We start from the raw sequence: 17,402 nt of genomic DNA, 5'->3' as shown, positions 1-17,402 counted from the left end.
AGCTTTGGGTCGAAAACTGCCATTCACGATAGACCGCTTCCGACCCGAAGCTGCTTCTCGCGAATGGCAGCAACCGACCCATAGCAGCCTCTCGAGGGCATCTAGAAAACGGCCCCATTGCCACATTCATACAGTACACTATTGCGTGGGTGCTGACTGCTTGGTGCAGTGAGGCAGGTTAAAAAGACTACGCTGGTCGGGCCGCCATGCGGGAGTTCTTGCGCCTATGCAAAAAACAACCTTGCCCCGTGCCCAACAGCTTGCGGAGCGTGCCTTCGCCAATCTCGAGCGCTTTCTGCACATTGAAGCCATCAGTGGTGTAGTCCTTTTGATCGCCGCTATCGCAGCTCTTATCTGGGCCAATTCCTCGGCCGCCGCGACCTATGAAGCTTTGTGGCACACGCCCATTACGATTGGCGTCGGTTCGCTGGTATTCACTCAGTCGCTGCACTTCTGGATCAACGATGGGCTGATGACGATCTTCTTCCTCGTGGTCGGTATGGAAATCCGCCGTGAAATCCATGAAGGCGCCCTTGCCAGCTTTCGCCAGGCCACCCTCCCGATGGCAGCGGCAATCGGTGGAGTGGCGGTACCTGCAATGGTTTACCTCGGTTTCGGCCATGCACCGTCTGAGCAACAAGGCTGGGCGGTGCCGACGGCCACCGATATCGCATTCGCCGTAGGGGTACTGGCGCTGCTCGGTAAATCCATTCCGTCGAACGTACGTGTGTTCCTGCTCGCCTTGGCAATCATTGACGATATTATCGCCGTCCTCATCATCGCCATTTTCTATTCAGGAGGCCTGGACTACAGCGGTTTCGGCATCGCTGCGATTGGTTTGATGATGGTATTGGGTCTACAGCGGATAGGGGTGGGTTCGGCCTATGTTTATGTAGTCCCTGGTGCGATTACATGGGTCGGCATATTGATGACTGGTGCACATCCGACTCTGGCCGGAGTGGTATTGGGACTGATGACGCCGGTCACTGCCATGCCTATGCGAGAACGACCACTTGATGCGGTCACACGCTTCACCCAGGAGTTGCTCGGGCGCGCGCGGTCTCCCGAGCAGAATGCCAGTGAGCTGATCAGCCCTCTAAAGAACTTGCGAGTGGCCCAGCGAGAGCTGGTGCCGCCAGTAGTTCGTGTGCAGAGTGGCCTGCATCCTTGGGTGGCCTATGGAATCATGCCAGTGTTTGCTCTGGCCAATGCCGGCGTCAGCCTGGCGGGTGTAGACCTAAGTACACAGGCGCCACAGTGGGTAATGACCGCTGTCGTAATCGCATTGGTGCTTGGTAAGCCGCTGGGAATCGTCAGTGTCAGCTGGCTGATGGTGCGCATCGGTCTTTGCACGCTGCCGACTGGAGTCAACTGGAACAGCATTACATTGATAGGTCTGCTCGCGGGCATCGGCTTCACCATGTCCATCTTCATTGCCAACTTGGCATTCTCCGATCCGGCCTCCTTAGGCGCAGCCAAGCTCGGCGTGTTGTCTGCCTCGATAATCGCTGCTGCGTTGGGCCTAGCTTGGGGCGCTTGGCGGGTTCGCAGGGGCTGACAACAAATCGATGCGAGCACGCCAAGGCTTACGTGCCCCTCATCTAGTCTCGCAATGATTTGGTGCGCATATAGCGCGGGTGAGTGCTCTCAATCGGGGTCAGTGTCGAGTCGAGGCGCTCGCGCTAAGCGCACATGCCTGATACTCAAAGTGCGCTTGGAAATAGCTTGCCAACAACAAGGAAAAAGATGGCCATGAGACCGTCATTGAGCCAGAAGTAAAGCGATAGCGACTCAACGCCGATAGATGTCGGGGCGTGTCACAGGGCTGATGGAACATCTTGAGACCGATTTGGGCGTGGCCATACGCAGTGGCTGCCCTAACAAAACCGATGACACGCCTTACCTATGACATTCAGTACAGCTGAACGCTGCTTTCAATTGCTGCCCCGAGCGAAGGGCAGCTACGGGTCGTTAGCGGTCAGTCGCGAACGTCCCCTAGCTGCCGATACCTGCCGGTCAAGGAGTACTCGTGCGCTGGTCAAATCCGATGCAAACGGCTGGTCAAGTCGAATGCAAACAGGTGGTCAAGTGGGATGCAAGCGCTTGGTCAAGTCAGGTGCAATTTCCCACTTTGCGTTAGCCTGGTGTCATGAGCGCTGCGGGTAGTAAATGTTCGTTATCTTTTGCAGAGGCAAGACTCGTCGGGACGGAAGCGGTCTCTCGATCAGCGGTGTTTGTACCCTGTAATCCTAGGTTCGGTTGGTTTCAGCACAGGCAGAAATTGCAATGTTTCCATAGCCGTATGTGTCGCTCACTGCTGGTCTCTCCAACCCACGCGTCTAGCTATGCGTTGTTACTCTCCATGAGCGTTTGGATAGCCCGCCGTTGATCCTCGGTAATTTTCCCGCCGTTTTGACCGATACGTCTAAGCCATTCGGAGCCGGAGAGCCTCTCTCCGCGTAAGACTAGGCTTCCGTATCGGTTTACCATTTCTTTGAGTGTGGCAACCATCTTCGGATAGGACGGGCCACCCTCGAACCGTACTCTCAGCCATCCCAGGCGCGAACGATTAATTCCAAAATCGCAGTTGTTTTGCCGGCCAGGTGCTGCTTTCTGATCATTTCCACTCTGAGCGCCCATTCGCTTTCCGTCCTTGGGGTCATCCTGCTTAACGAAATTGCTCTCTGAGCAACTCATTGCCGAACGAATATTCTCACATGGAAAATTAGTTTGTGAGAATTTTTCCTTGTTAACTTTGCTCTGGTGGAAACCTGTCCACAGAATCGCCGGATGAATATCGGCTCAGCTATACGCAAGGTTCGACTGGAAAAGGGGCTCACTCTGGAGGCTGTCGCTCTGGAGGCGGGGACTTACGCGGGCAACCTGTCCAAGATTGAAAGATCGCAGCAACTGCCGTCTCTGGAGCTGCTGCACAAGCTCAGCCATGCACTGGGCACGAAGACCTCCGAGCTGTACGCTGTAGCGGAATCCGAGTCGGAAGGCGGCGAAGAGGTTGCATCTGATCAGAGCAACGAGGTGATCCTGGTGCGCCGGAACTTCCAGGCACTCACTACCAAGAATCGCAGGCTCGCCATCGAGTTCCTGAAGCTGCTGGGGCAGTCACAGGACGAAGCCTGACGAATCCTCAAATATCCCCATGCTCCCCATCCTGCGCCCACAGAGCGGCTACAAAGGCCTCGTGGTGGCGAACCGGCTCAACTGGTTGCTGCTGGTAGCGAAGGAATGCAGACTGCCGCCAACGTATGGGCCAAAGTATGGGCTGGCGGTGGTGGTGAAGGCGGGAGCCTCGTAAATCAAGGGCTGTAGAAATTAAAAAGCCGGCTTGTGGCCGGCTTCTCGGGGACAGTCTTGGCTGGCTTTTGGCAAGCCGCAACCGCCTTCAAATCGTTGGACGACACAGCGGGTGTGTCGTATGGGCGGGGACTGTGTGAGGCTCCGCCCGGTCCGTGACGTGCAAACGGCACTCAGGACCAAGGTGGCGCACAGCATACTGGGAACGACTCGCAATGCCCAGCAAAAAATGCACCAGATCGCTTCAGTCCGGCCGTTCGCTGCGGTACTGGGCCCACCAGAACACCCAGCCCAGCACTTCCAGCTGATGACCGCGGGATTGCCCGAGCCGGTAGTTCTCGCAGGGAAACGCCTCGCTGTCGTGGCTGTGCAGGCGCAGCGCGCCGTTGCTGCGTTTGCTCAGGCTGTTGATGCGCAATTGACCATCGTGGAGCACGGCGTACAGCTCGCCGTCGACCACCCGGGTCAGGCCGCGGTCGACGGCCAGCGGGGCACCATAGGGGATCAGCGGCGTCATGTTGTAGTCGGGCATGCTCAGGGCGATGGCCTGGGACGGGTCGACGCCGAGGCGGTCAAGGGCGTGGCGCGGTAGATGCAGGCAGCGTTGCGGGATGGCTTCGAGCTGGCGCGCACGCAGGGTATGGAAGGGCAGCCGCACGTCGTGTTCATCGTGGCAACTGAGGGCACTGTGATCGGGCGGCTCGCTGCGCACCTGGCCGCCACGGCTGCGGTTGACCCGCGGCAGTGGCGAGATGTGCTTGGGGCCTTCACCCGTGCGCAGCCATTTGACCCGCACACACAGGAGCTCGGCAATTTCCTCGAGACGGGCCTGGGGCACGCCACGGTGAAACCAGTTGTTTATATGCTGGGGCGTTATCTTGCGTTGCGCGGCAAAATCCGAAGCACTCAGGTTGCACTCGCTCAGCAGGACCTTCAGTCGATCACCGGATGTATTCATGGGCGTGAATACTAGAGGTCCGGGACCGTCCTTCCTATAAACATTAAGTTGAGAGATGTCGGTAGGTCGTTGGCAAGGTGATTACAGCATTTGCCGACATTTTTGTAGGAAGTTTCTGTATTTTCTCTGAACTGCATGCGTTTGGATGGATTCGAACCGTGCGCCCATAAAAAAGCCCCGCGAATGCGGGGCTTTTTCACAGCGGTCGGGCTCAGCCTTTGTAGGCAGCGACCGACTTGCTGATTTCGGCGCGGGCTGCGTCAGCGTTGCCCCAGCCATCGATCTTGACCCATTTGCCTTTCTCGAGATCCTTGTAGTTCTCGAAGAAGTGCTTGATCTGCTCCAGCAGCAGGGCTGGCAGGTCGGTGTATTCCTTCACGTCGACGTACAGCTGCGACAGCTTGTCGTGCGGTACGGCGATGATCTTGGCGTCGCCGCCGCCGTCGTCGGTCATGTTCAGCACGCCGACCGGACGGGCGCGGATCACCGAGCCTGGAGCGACCGGGTACGGGGTGACGACCAGCACGTCCAGGGGATCGCCGTCGTCAGCCAGGGTGTTCGGGATGAAGCCGTAGTTGGCCGGGTAGAACATCGGGGTGGCCATGAAACGGTCGACGAACAGGCAGTCGCTGTCCTTGTCGATCTCGTATTTGATCGGCGCGTGGTTGGCCGGGATCTCGATGGCGACGTAGATGTCGTTCGGCAGGTCTTTGCCCGCCGGGATCTTGCTGTAGCTCATTGGGCGTTGCCCCCGTGTTTGACCAAAAATTGGCCGCGATTATAGGCACATTCGAAAGCCCTTGCCACGCCCGCCCCGATGCTTGACCGATTCACTCCGTGGCTTCTTTGTATCCGGGATGCGTGGCCTGCAGCTGTTCCAGGCGGGCCAGGGGATCCTGGCGGTAGAAGCTGCGCAACTGCGCGTAGACCTCGGGGTAGGCCTGGACCAGGAGGTCGGGGGCGCTGAAGAAGTATTCGCTGGTGACGGCGAAGAACTCCGCCGGGTTTTCCGCCGCGTAGGGGTCGATGGCGGTCTCGGCGTCGGGGTTGCGGTCGAGCTGGGCGTTGAGGTCGTCGTAGGCCTGCTGCATGGCCGTGGCCCAGTCGCTGACGCGCATGTCGTTGTGCAGCGGCGGCAGGCCGTTGGCGTCGCCGTTGAGCATGTCGAGCTTGTGCGCCAGTTCGTGGATCACCAGGTTGTAGCCTTCCCAGCCGCCACTGCCCTGCACACCGGGCCAGGCGAGGATCACCGGGCCCTGTTGCCAGGCTTCGCCGCTATGCTCGGCGTCCCACTCGTGCTCGATGCCGCTGCTGTCGCGGTGGCGCTGCGGGCTGACGAAGTCGTCGGGGTAGAGGATCAGTTCGTGGAAGCCCTGGTACCAGTTCAGCGCGCCCAGGTGCAGCAAGGGCAGTTGCGCCTGGGCGGCGAGGAACAGGCGCTCGCCGTCATCCAGCTCGACCCCGGGCAGGCAGGTCAGGTGCTTGTCGCTGAGAAACAGGATGCAGGCGTCGCGCAGCCAGCGGTCTTCGGCGTCGCTGATGCCGTCGAGGATCGGCAGGCGCTCGCGCACCTGCTGCCACAACTGTGGATCGACCGGATGGCGTTCGAGGGTGCGACGCCGGCGCCAGGCGCTGAAGCTCCACATGATCGCCGGTCAGTGCGCCTTGGCCTCGCCGCGGCCCATGCGGCCACGGACCACGCCGATGATCACCGGGACCAGCGACAGGAAGATGATCGCCACGATCATCAGCGACAGGTTTTGCTTGATGAACGGCACGTTGCCGAAGAAGTAGCCGAGGGTCACCAGGCCACCGACCCAGAGGATGGTGCCGGCCACGCTGAAGCCGAAGAAGCGCGGGTAGGACATTTTGGCGATACCGGCGACGAACGGCGCGAAGGTCCGCAGGATCGGCAGGAAGCGCGCCAGGGTCACGGTCTTGCCGCCATGGCGCTCGTAGAAGGTGTGGGTCTGTTCCAGGTAGTCGCGGCGGAAGATCTTCGAGTTGGGATTGCGGAACAGGCGTTCGCCGGCCGTTCGTCCGATCACGTAGTTGGTACTGTCGCCGAGGATCGCCGCGAGCATCAGCAGGCCGCCGAGCAGCAGCGGGTCCATGCCGCCGCCCGCCGCCACGGCGCCGGCGATGAACAGCAGGGAATCGCCCGGCAGGAAGGGCATCACCACCAGGCCGGTTTCACAGAAGATCACCATGAACAGGATCGCGTAGATCCAGGGACCGTAGTTGTTGACCAGCATGTCGAGGTACATGTCGAGATGCAGAATGAGGTCCAGCGGGTTGAAATCCATGTACAGCACCTTGTTCAGAACCCGGATTCACGGGCGTGCGATGGCTGGCAGTGTGGGGCGTGAGGGTTTACCCACAGTCTTGGGTAAAGATTCACACAGGCTGAGGGAAGGCATTATACGGCCATGGAGGGATTCTGCTTACGCAGTTTGTAGCTGAATGTGCGGAGATGGCCGGCTTGCACAGATCCCTGTGGGAGCTGGCTTGCCAGCGATGAGGCCCGATCTGACAACCTCATTGCCCTTGCCGGCCCTATCGCTGGCAAGCCAGCTCCCACAGGGTTTTGTGTTGTTCTCTAGCCAGCGTTCAGTTGATCGGCAACACGTAGTTCTTGAACTCGGTGTCCTCGCGGAAGCCGATGGACTCGTAGGTGCGCATCGCCACCTCGTTGTCGCTGCTGGTCGACACCCGCATGCGCACCGCGTTGGTGTCCTTGGCCATGCGCTTGGCTTCGCGCATCAGGTGGTCGGCCACCAGCATGCGCCGGGAATCCTCGGCGACGTAGATGTCGTTGAGGATCCACACCCGCTTCAACGACAGCGAGGAAAAGCTCGGGTACAACTGGCAGAACCCCATCAGCTTGCTGTCGTCATCGTCCGGCATGGCCAGGTAGATGATCGATTCGCCACGCTCCAGGCGCTTTTGCAGGAAGGCGCGGGAGGTATCCGGGTAAGGCAGTTCGCCGTAGAACTCGCGGTATTTGACGAACAGCGGGGCGAGCAGGTCCAGGTGCTCAAGGGTTGCTTTGATGATTCGCATAAGCAGGCCTCGTGTTTCGTAGGGAATGGCGGCGAATCTCGGGCAGCCGTCGCCCCAGATGCTGCCTAAAGCGGAAAAAAAGCGCAATCGACGACAAAGTAGCCGTCATTCAGGACTTTCCAAGTAGGAAGTTTCCGTTTTGTTGCGTATTCGTTTCCGTTTCCAGTGTCTGGACCTGGGCTTCGTCCTTCAGGTTCACCCCGGACAACTGCCGCCGGCAGGCTTCGCGCATCAGGTACACCAGGCGGTGCGCGGCCATGCCGTAGCTCAGGCCTTCGAGGCGGACGTTGGAGATGCAGTTGCGGTAGGCGTCGGTCAGGCCGACTTTCGGGTTCCAGGTGAAATACAGGCCGAGGCTGTCCGGTGAACTGAGGCCGGGGCGTTCGCCGATCAGGATCACGGTCATCCGTGCGCCGAGCAGTTCGCCGATCTCGTCCGCGACCGCGACCCGGCCTTGCTCCACCAGCATGACCGGCGCGGTGGACCAGCCGTCGGCGGCGATCTGTTCTTCCAGTCGGGTGAGAAACGGCAGGGTGTGGCGATGCACGGCCAGCGCCGACAGGCCGTCGGCGACCACGATGGCCAGGTCGACACCGCCCGGGTTGCTCCGCGCATGTTCACGCAACTGTTCGGCGGAGTCCTCGTGCAGGCGTCGGCCGAGGTCGGGGCGTTGCAGATAGTGATGGCGATCCTGCGCCGCGCTGCGCAACAGCAGGCTGTCGCGCCCGCGCTCTTGCAGTTGCTGGCGCAAACCCGCGTGGTCGAACGGCAGGTGCACCGCGTCGCGGGCTTGGGCGTGGGCGAACTGGAAATCCAGCTGGGCCTGGGTCGGCAGGCTGGTGCCGGTGCGCCCCAGGGCGATCCGCGCCGGGGTCAGGCGGCGCAGTTCCAGCCAGGGGTTATCGGTGGGCGTCGCTTGCTTGTCCATGAATCCCTCGCTTATCCCAGTTGTGCCAACGCCTGGCGGAAGGCTGGCGGCAGGTTGTCGCCGAAGCGCACGCGGCCGTCGGCCTGGGTGAAGATGCCGGTACGCGCCAGCCACGCCTCGAACTCCGGCCCCGGCTTCAGGCCCAGGGTCTGGCGGGCATAGAGGGCGTCGTGGAAGGAGGTGGTCTGGTAGTTGAGCATGATGTCGTCGGAGCCGGGGATGCCCATGATGAAGTTGATCCCGGCCACCCCGAGCAGGGTTAGCAGGGTGTCCATGTCGTCCTGGTCGGCTTCGGCGTGGTTGGTGTAGCAGATGTCGCAACCCATGGGCACGCCGAGCAGCTTGCCGCAGAAGTGGTCCTCAAGGCCGGCGCGGATGATCTGCTTGCCGTTGTACAGGTACTCCGGGCCGATGAAGCCGACCACGGTGTTCACCAGGAACGGCTTGAAATGCCGGGCCACGGCGTAGGCGCGGGTTTCGCAGGTCTGCTGGTCGACGCCGAAGTTGGCGTTGGCCGACAGCGCGCTGCCCTGGCCGGTCTCGAAATACATCAGGTTCTGGCCGAGGGTGCCGCGGTTGAGGCTGAGCCCGGCGTCATACCCTTCCTTCAGCACATTCAGATTGATCCCGAAACTGGCGTTGGCCGCCTCGGTCCCGGCGATGGACTGGAACACCAGGTCCAGCGGCACGCCGCGGTTGATCGCCTCGATGGAGGTGGTGACGTGGGTCAGCACGCAGGCCTGGGTGGGGATGTCGTAGCGCTGGATGATGGCATCGAGCATTTCCAGGAGCGCGCAGATCGAGGCGATGCTGTCGGTGGCCGGGTTGATGCCGATCATGGCGTCGCCGTTGCCGTAGAGCAGGCCGTCGAGGATGCTCGCGGCGATCCCGGCGGGTTCGTCGGTGGGGTGGTTGGGCTGCAGGCGGGTCGACAGGCGCCCGCGCAGGCCCATGGTCCCGCGAAAACGCGTGACCACGCGGATCTTCTGCGCCACCAGGACCAGGTCCTGCACGCGCATGATCTTCGACACCGCCGCGGCCATTTCCGGGGTCAGGCCCGGCGCGAGGGCGCGCAGGCTGGTTTCGTCGGCATGATCGCTGAGCAGCCAGTCGCGCAGGCCGCCGACGGTCAGGTGGCTGACCGGGGCGAAGGCCTGCTTGTCGTGGGTGTCGATGATCAGCCGGGTGACTTCGTCGTCTTCGTAGGGAATCAGCGCTTCGTTGAGGAAATGGCTGAGGGGGATATCGGCCAGGGCCATCTGTGCCGCGACCCGTTCACCGTCGTTGCTCGCGGCGACCCCGGCGAGAAAGTCGCCGGAGCGGGCCGGGCTGGCCTTGGCCATCACTTCCTTGAGGCTGTCGAAACGGAAGGTCTGCTGGCCGACCGTGTGTACGAAACTTGCCATGTGCAATCTCCAGAGCGCCGCCGTGCGACCGGCGGCGCGGTATTTCGGTCAGTGCAAGGCTTCTTCGGCCTTCTGGATCGCGGCGAACTCTTCTTCCGGCGTGCCGGCCACCAGGTGGTGGCGGCTGTACAGGGCGAAGTAAGCAATCAGGACGCCATAAATGATCGCGGCGCCGATCACCACCCGCGGATCCACCAGGAAGCCCGCCACCACGGCGATGCACGCCAGCACCAGGGCCACGCCCGAAGTCAGGATGCCGCCCGGGGTGCGATACGGACGCTCCATTTTGGGGCGTTTGATGCGCAGGGTGATGTGCGCGGCCATCATCAGCACATAGGACAGCGTAGCGCCGAACACTGCCACCAGGATCAGCAGGTCACCCTGGCCGGTCAGCGACAGGGCGAAACCGATGATCCCGGGGATGATCAGGGCCAGCACCGGCGCCTTGCTCTTGTTGGTCTGCGACAGGGCGCGGGGCAGGTAGCCAGCGCGGGACAAGGCGAAGATCTGCCGGGAATAGGCGTAGATGATCGAGAAGAAGCTGGCGATCAGGCCGGCCAGGCCGACCAGGTTGACGAAGCCGCCCATCCAGGTGGAACCGCCGTAGGCTTTGGACAGGGCTTCCACCAGCGGGTTGCCGGAGCTTTTCAGGGCTTCGGCGCCGCCACCGCCGGGGCCGATCACCAGGATCAGCAGGGCGAAGCTGAGCAGCACCAGCATGGCGCCGATCAGGCCGCGGGGCAGGTCGCGCTTGGGGTTCTTGGTTTCCTCGGCGGCCAGCGGCACGCCTTCGACGGCGAGGAAGAACCAGATCGCATAGGGAATCGCCGCCCACACGCCGACATAGCCGAACGGCAGGAAGCTGCTGGCGCCGGTCGCCTGGGTAGGGGCGATATCAAAGAGGTTCTTGGCATCGAAGTGCGGCACCATCGCCAGCAGGAACACGGCCAGGGCGATGGCGGCGACGGCGGTGATGATGAACATCAGCTTCAGCGCCTCACCGACCCCGAAGATATGGATGCCGATGAAGATGATGTAGAAGGCCAGGTAGATCATCCAGCCGCCGATGCCGAACAGCGACTCGCAATAGGCGCCGATGAACACCGCGATGGCGGCCGGGGCGATGGCGTATTCGATAAGGATCGCCGTGCCGGTGAGGAAGCCGCCCCAGGGCCCGAAGGCGCTGCGGGCGAAGCCGTAGCCGCCGCCGGCAGTGGGGATCATCGAGGACAGTTCGGCCAGGGAGAAGCACATGCACAGGTACATGGTGGCCATCAGCAGGGTGGCGAGGAACATCCCGCCCCAGCCGCCCTGGGCCAGGCCGAAGTTCCAGCCGGCGTAGTCGCCGGAAATCACGTAGGCGACGCCGAGGCCGACCAGCAGGACCCAGCCGGCGGCGCCTTTTTTCAATTCACGTTGCTGGAAATAGTCGGAACCGACCTTTTCGAAATCTACGGAAGAACCTGCCGGGGATCCGGCGGAATGATCGCTTGGCATGGGGAGTCACCTGTTGTCTTTTTTTGAGTGGTGAGCGTGCTGCAGGAAGCGGGCCAGAGCGGTTGGCCCTGGATTTTGTCTGTGGGAGCGCGTTGTATTCATCGCTGGCAAGCCAGCTCCCACAGGGTTCGCGGTGTACGCGGTCCTTGTGGGAGCAGGCTTGCCAGCGATTGGGGTTTAGAAGAACCCGAGCGGATTGATGTCGTAGCTCACCAGCAGGTTCTTGGTCTGCTGGTAGTGGTCGAGCATCATCTTGTGCGTCTCCCGCCCGACACCGGACTTCTTGTAGCCGCCGAACGCGGCATGGGCCGGGTACAGGTGGTAGCAGTTGGTCCACACGCGACCGGCCTTGATCCCGCGGCCCATGCGGTAGGCGCGGTTGATGTCGCGGGTCCACACGCCGGCACCCAGGCCGAACTCGGTGTCGTTGGCAATCGCCAGGGCTTCGGCTTCGTCCTTGAAGGTGGTGACGCTGACCACCGGGCCGAAGATTTCTTCCTGGAACACGCGCATGCGGTTGTTGCCCTTGAGCAGGGTCGGCTGGATGTAATAGCCGGTGGCCAGGCTGCCTTCGAGTTTCTCCACCTTGCCGCCGGTGAGCAACTGGGCGCCTTCCTTCTCGGCAATCTCCAGGTAGGACAGGATTTTGTCGAACTGCTGCTGCGAAGCCTGGGCGCCGACCATGGTGTCGGTGTCCAGCGGGTCGCCGCGCTTGATCTTCTTGACCTTCTCCATCACCACTTCCATGAACTGCGGATAGATGGACTCCTGCACCAGCGCGCGGGACGGGCAGGTGCACACCTCGCCCTGGTTGAAGAAGGCCAGGACCAGGCCCTCGGCAGCTTTCTCGATGAACGACGGTTCAGCCTGCATCACGTCTTCGAAGTAGATGTTCGGCGACTTGCCGCCCAGCTCCACGGTGGACGGGATGATGTTCTCGGCCGCGCATTTCATGATGTGCGAGCCCACCGGGGTCGAGCCGGTGAAGGCGATCTTGGCGATGCGCTTGCTGGTGGCCAGGGCTTCACCGGCTTCGCGGCCATAGCCCTGGACGATGTTGAGCACGCCCGGCGGCAGCAGGTCGCCGATCAGTTCCACCAGCACGGTGATGCCCAGCGGGGTCTGCTCGGCGGGCTTGAGGACCACGCAGTTGCCGGCGGCCAGGGCCGGGGCGAGTTTCCACGCGGCCATCAGGATCGGGAAGTTCCACGGGATGATTTGCCCGACCACGCCCAGCGGCTCATGGATGTGATAGGCCACGGTGCCTTCGTTGATCTCGGCGGCGCCGCCTTCCTGGGCGCGGATACAGCCGGCGAAGTAGCGGAAGTGATCCACCGCCAGCGGGATGTCGGCGTTGAGGGTTTCGCGGATGGCCTTGCCGTTGTCCCAGGTTTCGGTGATCGCCAGGATCTCGAGGTTCTGCTCGATGCGGTCGGCGATCTTCAGCAGCACGTTGGAGCGGTCCTGGACGGAAGTCCGGCCCCAAGCGTCGGCAGCGGCATGGGCGGCATCCAGGGCTTTGTCGATGTCTTCGGCAGTGGAACGGGGGAATTCGGCGATCGGCTGGCCGTTCACCGGCGAGGTGTTGGTGAAGTACTCGCCTTTGACCGGAGCCACGAACTCGCCATTGATGAAGTTACCGTAGCGACTCTTGAACGAAATCTTTGCGCCTTCGGTACCCGGATGTGCGTAACGCATGGTGTCTCTCCTGGCTTATGTGTTTTGTTGGGGAGGATATGGAGCGTAGAGCAAAGGTCGGGCCAGCGCCTCGGGAGGCCCCTGGATCAATGATTTGGCGCAGTTTTACCGGTGCTTGGGCGACGCTTTGTGAGGGAAGCGGTACAGGCTGGGTGACACTTTGTACCGTTGGCGGTACAGCCCGTGACCCGACGGTCAAGCCGGCATTGCAATGCGTCGGCGCCTGGAGGATGCTGGTTTTCTCTCACCCGCGGAGAACAATAAAAAGTGCAGGGTAATCATCTCAGCCGGCATGCCCGGCAAGTGCTGACGGTGACGCAGGGCAAGGGTGGTTTGCAGGGCCCTGGCAGCGACCCGTCGATCGCCCGCTCCTGGCTGCGCTGCCTGGAGGACTACCACCTCGACCCGGCCCTGGCGGTGGCGCCGACGGTGCTCGAGCACGAGCGCGTCCTGGAAAGCCGCGACCGCCTGCACCAGGTGCTGCAGATCGCCGATGGCGAGATGAACAGCCTGCACCAGCAACTCTCCGGCGCCGGTCATGCGGTGCTGCTGACCGATGCCCGCGGGGTCATCCTCAATTGCGTCACCGCGCCCAGCGAGCGGCGTATCTTCGAGCGCGCCGGGCTGTGGCTGGGTGCTGACTGGAGCGAGGCGCGGGAAGGCACCAACGGCATCGGCACCTGCCTGGTCGAGCGCCAGGCCCTGACCATCCACCAGGACGAGCACTTCCGTGGTCGCCATACCGGGCTGACCTGCTCGGCGAGCCCGGTGTTCGATCCCCATGGCGACCTGCTGGCGGTGCTCGATGTGTCGTCGGCGCGGGCCGATGCTTCGCGGCAGAGCCAGTTCCATACCATGGCGCTGGTCAACCTCTCGGCGAAGATGATCGAGAGCTGCTATTTCCTGCGTTGTTTCGAGAACCACTGGTTACTGCGTTTCCACCTGCAGGCCGAATCGGTCGGGCTGTTCAGCGAAGGGTTGCTGGCGTTCGACGGGGAAGGGCGGATCTGCGCGGTAAACCAGAGCGCCCTGAACCTGCTGGGCAATCTGCGTGGCGGGTTGCTGGGGCAGCCGGTGGACATGTTCTTCGATTGTCGCCTGGATGACCTGCTCGGTCGCGCCACGGCGCTGGCCAGTACCAGCTGGCCGCTGCGTACCCGCGACGGTCGCCAGCTGTTCGCCAGCGTGCGCGGGCAGCAGGCGCGGGCGTTGCCCCAGCCGGTGGTCGCCCCGGCGAAGCCGGCGCAGATCTGCCTGCTCGATCCGGCCTTGCAAAACGATTTCCGCCGTGCCCTGCGGGTGTTCGAGCGGGATGTGCCGTTGCTGCTCAATGGCGAGACCGGCTCCGGCAAGGAAGCTTTCGCCAAGGCCGTGCACCAGGCCAGTCAGCGGGCGAGCAAGCCGTTTGTCGCGCTCAACTGCGCGTCGATTCCGGAAAGCCTGATCGAAAGCGAGCTGTTCGGTTATCGCGGCGGCAGTTTTACCGGCGCGCGCAAGGAAGGCATGCGCGGCAAGCTGCAACAGGCCGATGGCGGCACCTTGTTGCTGGACGAGATCGGCGATATGCCGCTGGCGTTGCAGACCCGTTTGCTGCGGGTGCTGGAAGAGCGCCAGGTGGTGCCGATCGGTGGCGAAGCGCAGGACGTCGACGTGCGGGTCATCAGTGCCACGCACCGCAACCTCCTGGAGCGGGTGGCGGACGGCAGCTTCCGCGAAGATCTCTATTACCGGCTCAATGGCCTGGAAGTCGCCCTGCCGGCGTTGCGCGAGCGCAGTGACAAGGCGCAGTTGCTCGACTTCATCCTGGCCGAGGAGGCGGGGCGGCAGGTGGTGCAGCTCGACCCGGCTGCTCGTCGCCTGTTGTTGGACTTCGCCTGGCCGGGCAACGTGCGCCAGTTGCGCAATGTGCTGCGGACCTTGGTAGCGCTGTGCGAGGACGGCTGGATCGGCGTGCAGGATCTGCCAGCGCTGGTGCGCAATGCGCCTGTGGCTACGGTTCAGCCAGCAGCCGAGCACCCCTTGGACGACGCGGAGCGTCAGACACTTCTGGCGGTCCTGGAGGAGAAACGCTGGCACATGACCCAGGTCGCGGCGCAGCTCGGCATAAGTCGTAACACCCTGTATCGGAAACTGCGCAAGCATGGCTTGTCCAAGGGAGCCTGATGCAAACACCGGGTGAGATTTTTCCCCCTCTGGGCTACCCTGCCTGCACGTTTTCCGAGGTTGACCATGCACATTCATATTCTTGGTATCTGTGGCACTTTCATGGGCTCGCTGGCGGTACTGGCCAAGGAGCTCGGCCACCATGTCACCGGCTCCGATGCCAACGTCTATCCACCGATGAGCACCCAGCTCGAAGCCCAGGGCATCGCCCTGACCCAAGGCTATGACCCGGCGCAACTGGACCCGGCTCCCGACCTGGTGGTGATCGGCAACGCCCTGTCGCGGGGCAACCCGGCGGTGGAGCATGTGCTGAACAAGGGCCTGCCCTACGTCTCCGGCCCACAGTGGCTGGCCGACCATGTGCTGCAGGGGCGCTGGGTCCTGGCGGTCGCCGGCACCCATGGCAAGACCACCACCAGCAGCATGCTGGCCTGGGTCCTGGAGCACGCCGGGATGAGCCCGGGCTTCCTGATCGGCGGCGTACCGCAGAACTTCTCGGTCTCGGCACGTATTGGAGGAACGCCGTTCTTCGTGGTCGAGGCCGACGAATACGACAGCGCCTTCTTCGACAAGCGCTCGAAATTCGTCCACTACCGCCCGCGTACCGCGATCCTGAATAACCTCGAGTTCGATCACGCGGATATCTTCCCGGACCTGGCGGCGATCGAGCGGCAGTTCCACCATCTGGTGCGGACCATCCCGAGCGAAGGCCTGGTCATTCACCCGACCACCGAACCGGCGATCAAGCGCGTGATCGACATGGGCTGCTGGACCCCGGTGCAGACCACCGGTGCCGGCGGACAATGGCAGGTGCGCCTGCTCAGCGATGATGGCTCGCGCTTCGAAGTCAGTTTCGACGGCGAAGTGCAGGGCGTGGTCGAGTGGGAACTGACCGGCCAGCACAACGTCGCCAATGCCCTGGCCACCCTGGCGGCGGCACGGCATGTCGGTGTCGTCCCGGCCATGGGTATCGATGCGCTGAGCGCGTTCAAGAGCGTCAAGCGGCGCATGGAGAAGGTCGCCGAAGTCAACGGCATCACCATCTATGACGACTTCGCCCACCACCCGACCGCCATCGCCACCACCCTCGACGGCCTGCGCAAGCGGGTTGGCGATGCCCCGGTGATTGCGGTGATCGAACCCCGCTCCAACTCCATGAAGCTCGGCGCCCACCGCGACGGCCTGCCGGAAAGCGTCAAGGATGCCGACCAGGTGATCTGGTACGCTCCGCCGAACCTCGGCTGGGACCTGGCGGGCACTGCCGCGCAGTGCGCGGTGCCAGCCGTGGTGGCGGACAGCCTTGAGGCCATTATCGAGCGGGTCAAGGGCCAGGCCCGGGCCGGCACCCAGGTGGTGATCATGAGCAACGGTGGCTTCGGCGGCCTGCATGGCAAGCTGGCCGAGGCGCTGCGCGGATGAGCGGGCCGGAACGCATCACCCTGGCCATGACCGGCGCCTCCGGGGCGCAGTACGGCCTGCGCCTGCTGGATTGCCTGGTGCGCGAGGACCGTGAGGTGCACTTCCTGATCTCCAAGGCGGCGCAACTGGTGATGTCCACCGAAACCGACGTGATCCTGCCGGCCAAGCCCCAGGCCATGCAGGCCTTCCTCACCGAGTACACCGGCGCGGCTGCCGGGCAGATTCGCGTGTATGGCAAGGAAGACTGGATGTCGCCGGTGGCCTCGGGCTCCGGCGCCCCGGCGGCGATGGTGGTGGTGCCTTGTTCCACTGGCACGCTGTCGGCGATTGCCACCGGCGCTTGCAACAACCTGATCGAGCGGGCGGCAGACGTTACCCTCAAGGAGCGTCGCCAGTTGATCCTGGTGCCGCGTGAGGCGCCGTTCTCCACCATTCACCTGGAGAACATGCTCAAGCTGTCGCAGATGGGCGCGGTGATCCTGCCGGCGGCGCCGGGCTTCTATCACCAGCCGCAGACCATCGATGACCTGGTGGACTTCGTCGTGGCGCGGATTCTCAACCTGCTGAACATCCCCCAGGACATGCTGCCGCGCTGGGGTGAGCATCACTTTGGTGGCGAGGAGTGAAGTCCCTGGTGTTCGCGCTGCTGGTGGTGCTCTGCGCTAGCGGCTGCGCCACGGTGCGCACACTGGATGCCGCCATGCCCGGCGCGCCGGTGGTGTATTCCGGGACACGGCTGGACCTGTATGCGATGCAGGGCGGGTGTTGTGCGGCGGATCGCTTTGGGGCAGAAGCGCCGAAGTATCCGGGGCTGGACCTGCCGGGGAGCATGGTGCTGGATACGGTGTTGTTGCCGTTGTCGGTGTTGACGGTGCTAGGGGTAGGGTTCCAGGCTTCTGGTGGGCTTTAGGGCCTCATCGCCGGCAACGCCGGCTCCCACAGGTTTCGCATGCACCGC

15 protein-coding genes and 1 pseudogene are annotated in these 17,402 nt (G+C 62.8%); 6 read left to right on the top strand and 10 right to left on the bottom strand.

Translation table 11 applies throughout. The features are described 5' to 3' along the window. Positions 1-226 precede the first annotated feature (226 nt). Positions 227-1,558, top strand: a complete 1,332-nt coding sequence (gene nhaA / locus PSEMO_RS06230; RefSeq protein ID WP_075802273.1) for a Na+/H+ antiporter NhaA — start codon at positions 227-229, stop codon at positions 1,556-1,558. A gap of 169 nt (positions 1,559-1,727) precedes the next feature. Here nhaA and PSEMO_RS32760 read toward each other — a convergent pair. Continuing rightward, positions 1,728-1,817 (bottom strand): annotated as a pseudogene (locus PSEMO_RS32760) (Na+/H+ antiporter NhaA); the annotation flags it as partial. 973 nt (positions 1,818-2,790) lie between these two features. On the opposite strand from PSEMO_RS32760, the gene PSEMO_RS06220 reads away from it, so the two are divergent. Further along, positions 2,791-3,138, top strand: a complete 348-nt coding sequence (locus PSEMO_RS06220; protein WP_075802271.1) for a helix-turn-helix domain-containing protein — start codon at positions 2,791-2,793, stop codon at positions 3,136-3,138. A 418-nt stretch (positions 3,139-3,556) separates the two neighbouring features. On the opposite strand, the gene PSEMO_RS06215 is transcribed toward PSEMO_RS06220, so the two are convergent. The 9 genes from PSEMO_RS06215 to exaC all read right to left on the bottom strand — a co-directional run bounded on the left by PSEMO_RS06215 (position 3,557) and on the right by exaC (position 12,862). Further along, complete coding sequence (locus PSEMO_RS06215; protein WP_075802270.1) at positions 3,557-4,270, bottom strand: LexA family transcriptional regulator; 714 nt, start codon at positions 4,268-4,270, stop codon at positions 3,557-3,559. A 211-nt stretch (positions 4,271-4,481) separates the two neighbouring features. Then, the gene (gene ppa, locus PSEMO_RS06210) at positions 4,482-5,009 is read right to left on the bottom strand and encodes an inorganic diphosphatase (RefSeq protein WP_009397414.1); all 528 of its coding nucleotides are present in this window, start codon (positions 5,007-5,009) and stop codon (positions 4,482-4,484) included. A gap of 91 nt (positions 5,010-5,100) precedes the next feature. Next, positions 5,101-5,916, bottom strand: coding sequence for a M90 family metallopeptidase (locus tag PSEMO_RS06205; protein ID WP_075802269.1), 816 nt, complete (start codon positions 5,914-5,916; stop codon positions 5,101-5,103). Positions 5,917-5,925: 9 nt separating this feature from the next. Beyond that, positions 5,926-6,576 carry a DedA family protein gene (locus tag PSEMO_RS06200; protein ID WP_075802268.1) on the bottom strand — a complete coding sequence of 217 codons (651 nt, stop codon included), beginning with the start codon at positions 6,574-6,576 and terminating at the stop codon, positions 5,926-5,928. Positions 6,577-6,880: 304 nt separating this feature from the next. After that, on the bottom strand, positions 6,881-7,333 hold the full coding sequence (locus tag PSEMO_RS06195; protein ID WP_075802267.1) for a GNAT family N-acetyltransferase: 453 nt from the start codon (positions 7,331-7,333) through the stop codon (positions 6,881-6,883). A 109-nt stretch (positions 7,334-7,442) separates the two neighbouring features. Continuing rightward, a complete protein-coding gene (eutC, locus tag PSEMO_RS06190) occupies positions 7,443-8,261 on the bottom strand; it encodes an ethanolamine ammonia-lyase subunit EutC (protein WP_075802266.1) in 819 nt (272 codons plus the stop codon). Between the two features lie 11 nt (positions 8,262-8,272). Then, positions 8,273-9,667 (bottom strand): ethanolamine ammonia-lyase subunit EutB, encoded by a 1,395-nt coding sequence (locus tag PSEMO_RS06185; RefSeq protein ID WP_075802265.1) that lies wholly within the window; start codon positions 9,665-9,667, stop codon positions 8,273-8,275. Between the two features lie 48 nt (positions 9,668-9,715). Further along, on the bottom strand, positions 9,716-11,164 hold the full coding sequence (eat, locus tag PSEMO_RS06180) for an ethanolamine permease (protein ID WP_075802264.1): 1,449 nt from the start codon (positions 11,162-11,164) through the stop codon (positions 9,716-9,718). Between the two features lie 177 nt (positions 11,165-11,341). Further along, entirely contained in the window at positions 11,342-12,862 is a 1,521-nt protein-coding gene (exaC, locus tag PSEMO_RS06175; RefSeq protein ID WP_075802263.1) for an acetaldehyde dehydrogenase ExaC, read from the bottom strand. Positions 12,863-13,129: 267 nt separating this feature from the next. On the opposite strand from exaC, the gene PSEMO_RS06170 reads away from it, so the two are divergent. The 4 genes from PSEMO_RS06170 to PSEMO_RS06155 all read left to right on the top strand — a co-directional run bounded on the left by PSEMO_RS06170 (position 13,130) and on the right by PSEMO_RS06155 (position 17,354). Continuing rightward, positions 13,130-15,025 (top strand): sigma-54-dependent Fis family transcriptional regulator, encoded by a 1,896-nt coding sequence (locus PSEMO_RS06170; RefSeq protein WP_075802262.1) that lies wholly within the window; start codon positions 13,130-13,132, stop codon positions 15,023-15,025. 66 nt (positions 15,026-15,091) lie between these two features. Beyond that, the gene (gene mpl, locus PSEMO_RS06165; RefSeq protein WP_075802261.1) at positions 15,092-16,444 is read left to right on the top strand and encodes a UDP-N-acetylmuramate:L-alanyl-gamma-D-glutamyl-meso-diaminopimelate ligase; all 1,353 of its coding nucleotides are present in this window, start codon (positions 15,092-15,094) and stop codon (positions 16,442-16,444) included. After that, entirely contained in the window at positions 16,441-17,070 is a 630-nt protein-coding gene (ubiX, locus tag PSEMO_RS06160) for a flavin prenyltransferase UbiX (RefSeq protein WP_075802260.1), read from the top strand. Before mpl ends, ubiX begins: the two co-directional genes overlap by 4 nt. Before the next feature lie 5 nt (positions 17,071-17,075). After that, a complete protein-coding gene (locus PSEMO_RS06155) occupies positions 17,076-17,354 on the top strand; it encodes a YceK/YidQ family lipoprotein (RefSeq protein WP_372239100.1) in 279 nt (92 codons plus the stop codon). The last annotated feature ends 48 nt before the right edge of the window (positions 17,355-17,402 follow it).

It is taken from the genome of Pseudomonas putida (assembly GCF_001941965.1).
GTDB classification, from domain to species: domain Bacteria; phylum Pseudomonadota; class Gammaproteobacteria; order Pseudomonadales; family Pseudomonadaceae; genus Aquipseudomonas; species Aquipseudomonas putida_L.
This window is presented reverse-complemented; position numbering and strand designations above follow the sequence as displayed.

Bases quoted from the DNA above. Each gene is read 5' to 3' on its own strand.
- nhaA (WP_075802273.1), top strand. From the start codon at position 227: ATGCAAAAAACAACCTTGCCCCGTGCCCAACAGCTTGCGGAGCGTGCC.
- PSEMO_RS06220 (WP_075802271.1), top strand. From the start codon at position 2,791: ATGAATATCGGCTCAGCTATACGCAAGGTTCGACTGGAAAAGGGGCTC.
- PSEMO_RS06215 (WP_075802270.1), bottom strand. From the start codon at position 4,270: ATGAATACATCCGGTGATCGACTGAAGGTCCTGCTGAGCGAGTGCAAC.
- ppa (WP_009397414.1), bottom strand. From the start codon at position 5,009: ATGAGCTACAGCAAGATCCCGGCGGGCAAAGACCTGCCGAACGACATC.
- PSEMO_RS06205 (WP_075802269.1), bottom strand. From the start codon at position 5,916: ATGTGGAGCTTCAGCGCCTGGCGCCGGCGTCGCACCCTCGAACGCCAT.
- PSEMO_RS06200 (WP_075802268.1), bottom strand. From the start codon at position 6,576: ATGGATTTCAACCCGCTGGACCTCATTCTGCATCTCGACATGTACCTC.
- PSEMO_RS06195 (WP_075802267.1), bottom strand. From the start codon at position 7,333: ATGCGAATCATCAAAGCAACCCTTGAGCACCTGGACCTGCTCGCCCCG.
- eutC (WP_075802266.1), bottom strand. From the start codon at position 8,261: ATGGACAAGCAAGCGACGCCCACCGATAACCCCTGGCTGGAACTGCGC.
- PSEMO_RS06185 (WP_075802265.1), bottom strand. From the start codon at position 9,667: ATGGCAAGTTTCGTACACACGGTCGGCCAGCAGACCTTCCGTTTCGAC.
- eat (WP_075802264.1), bottom strand. From the start codon at position 11,164: ATGCCAAGCGATCATTCCGCCGGATCCCCGGCAGGTTCTTCCGTAGAT.
- exaC (WP_075802263.1), bottom strand. From the start codon at position 12,862: ATGCGTTACGCACATCCGGGTACCGAAGGCGCAAAGATTTCGTTCAAG.
- mpl (WP_075802261.1), top strand. From the start codon at position 15,092: ATGCACATTCATATTCTTGGTATCTGTGGCACTTTCATGGGCTCGCTG.
- ubiX (WP_075802260.1), top strand. From the start codon at position 16,441: ATGAGCGGGCCGGAACGCATCACCCTGGCCATGACCGGCGCCTCCGGG.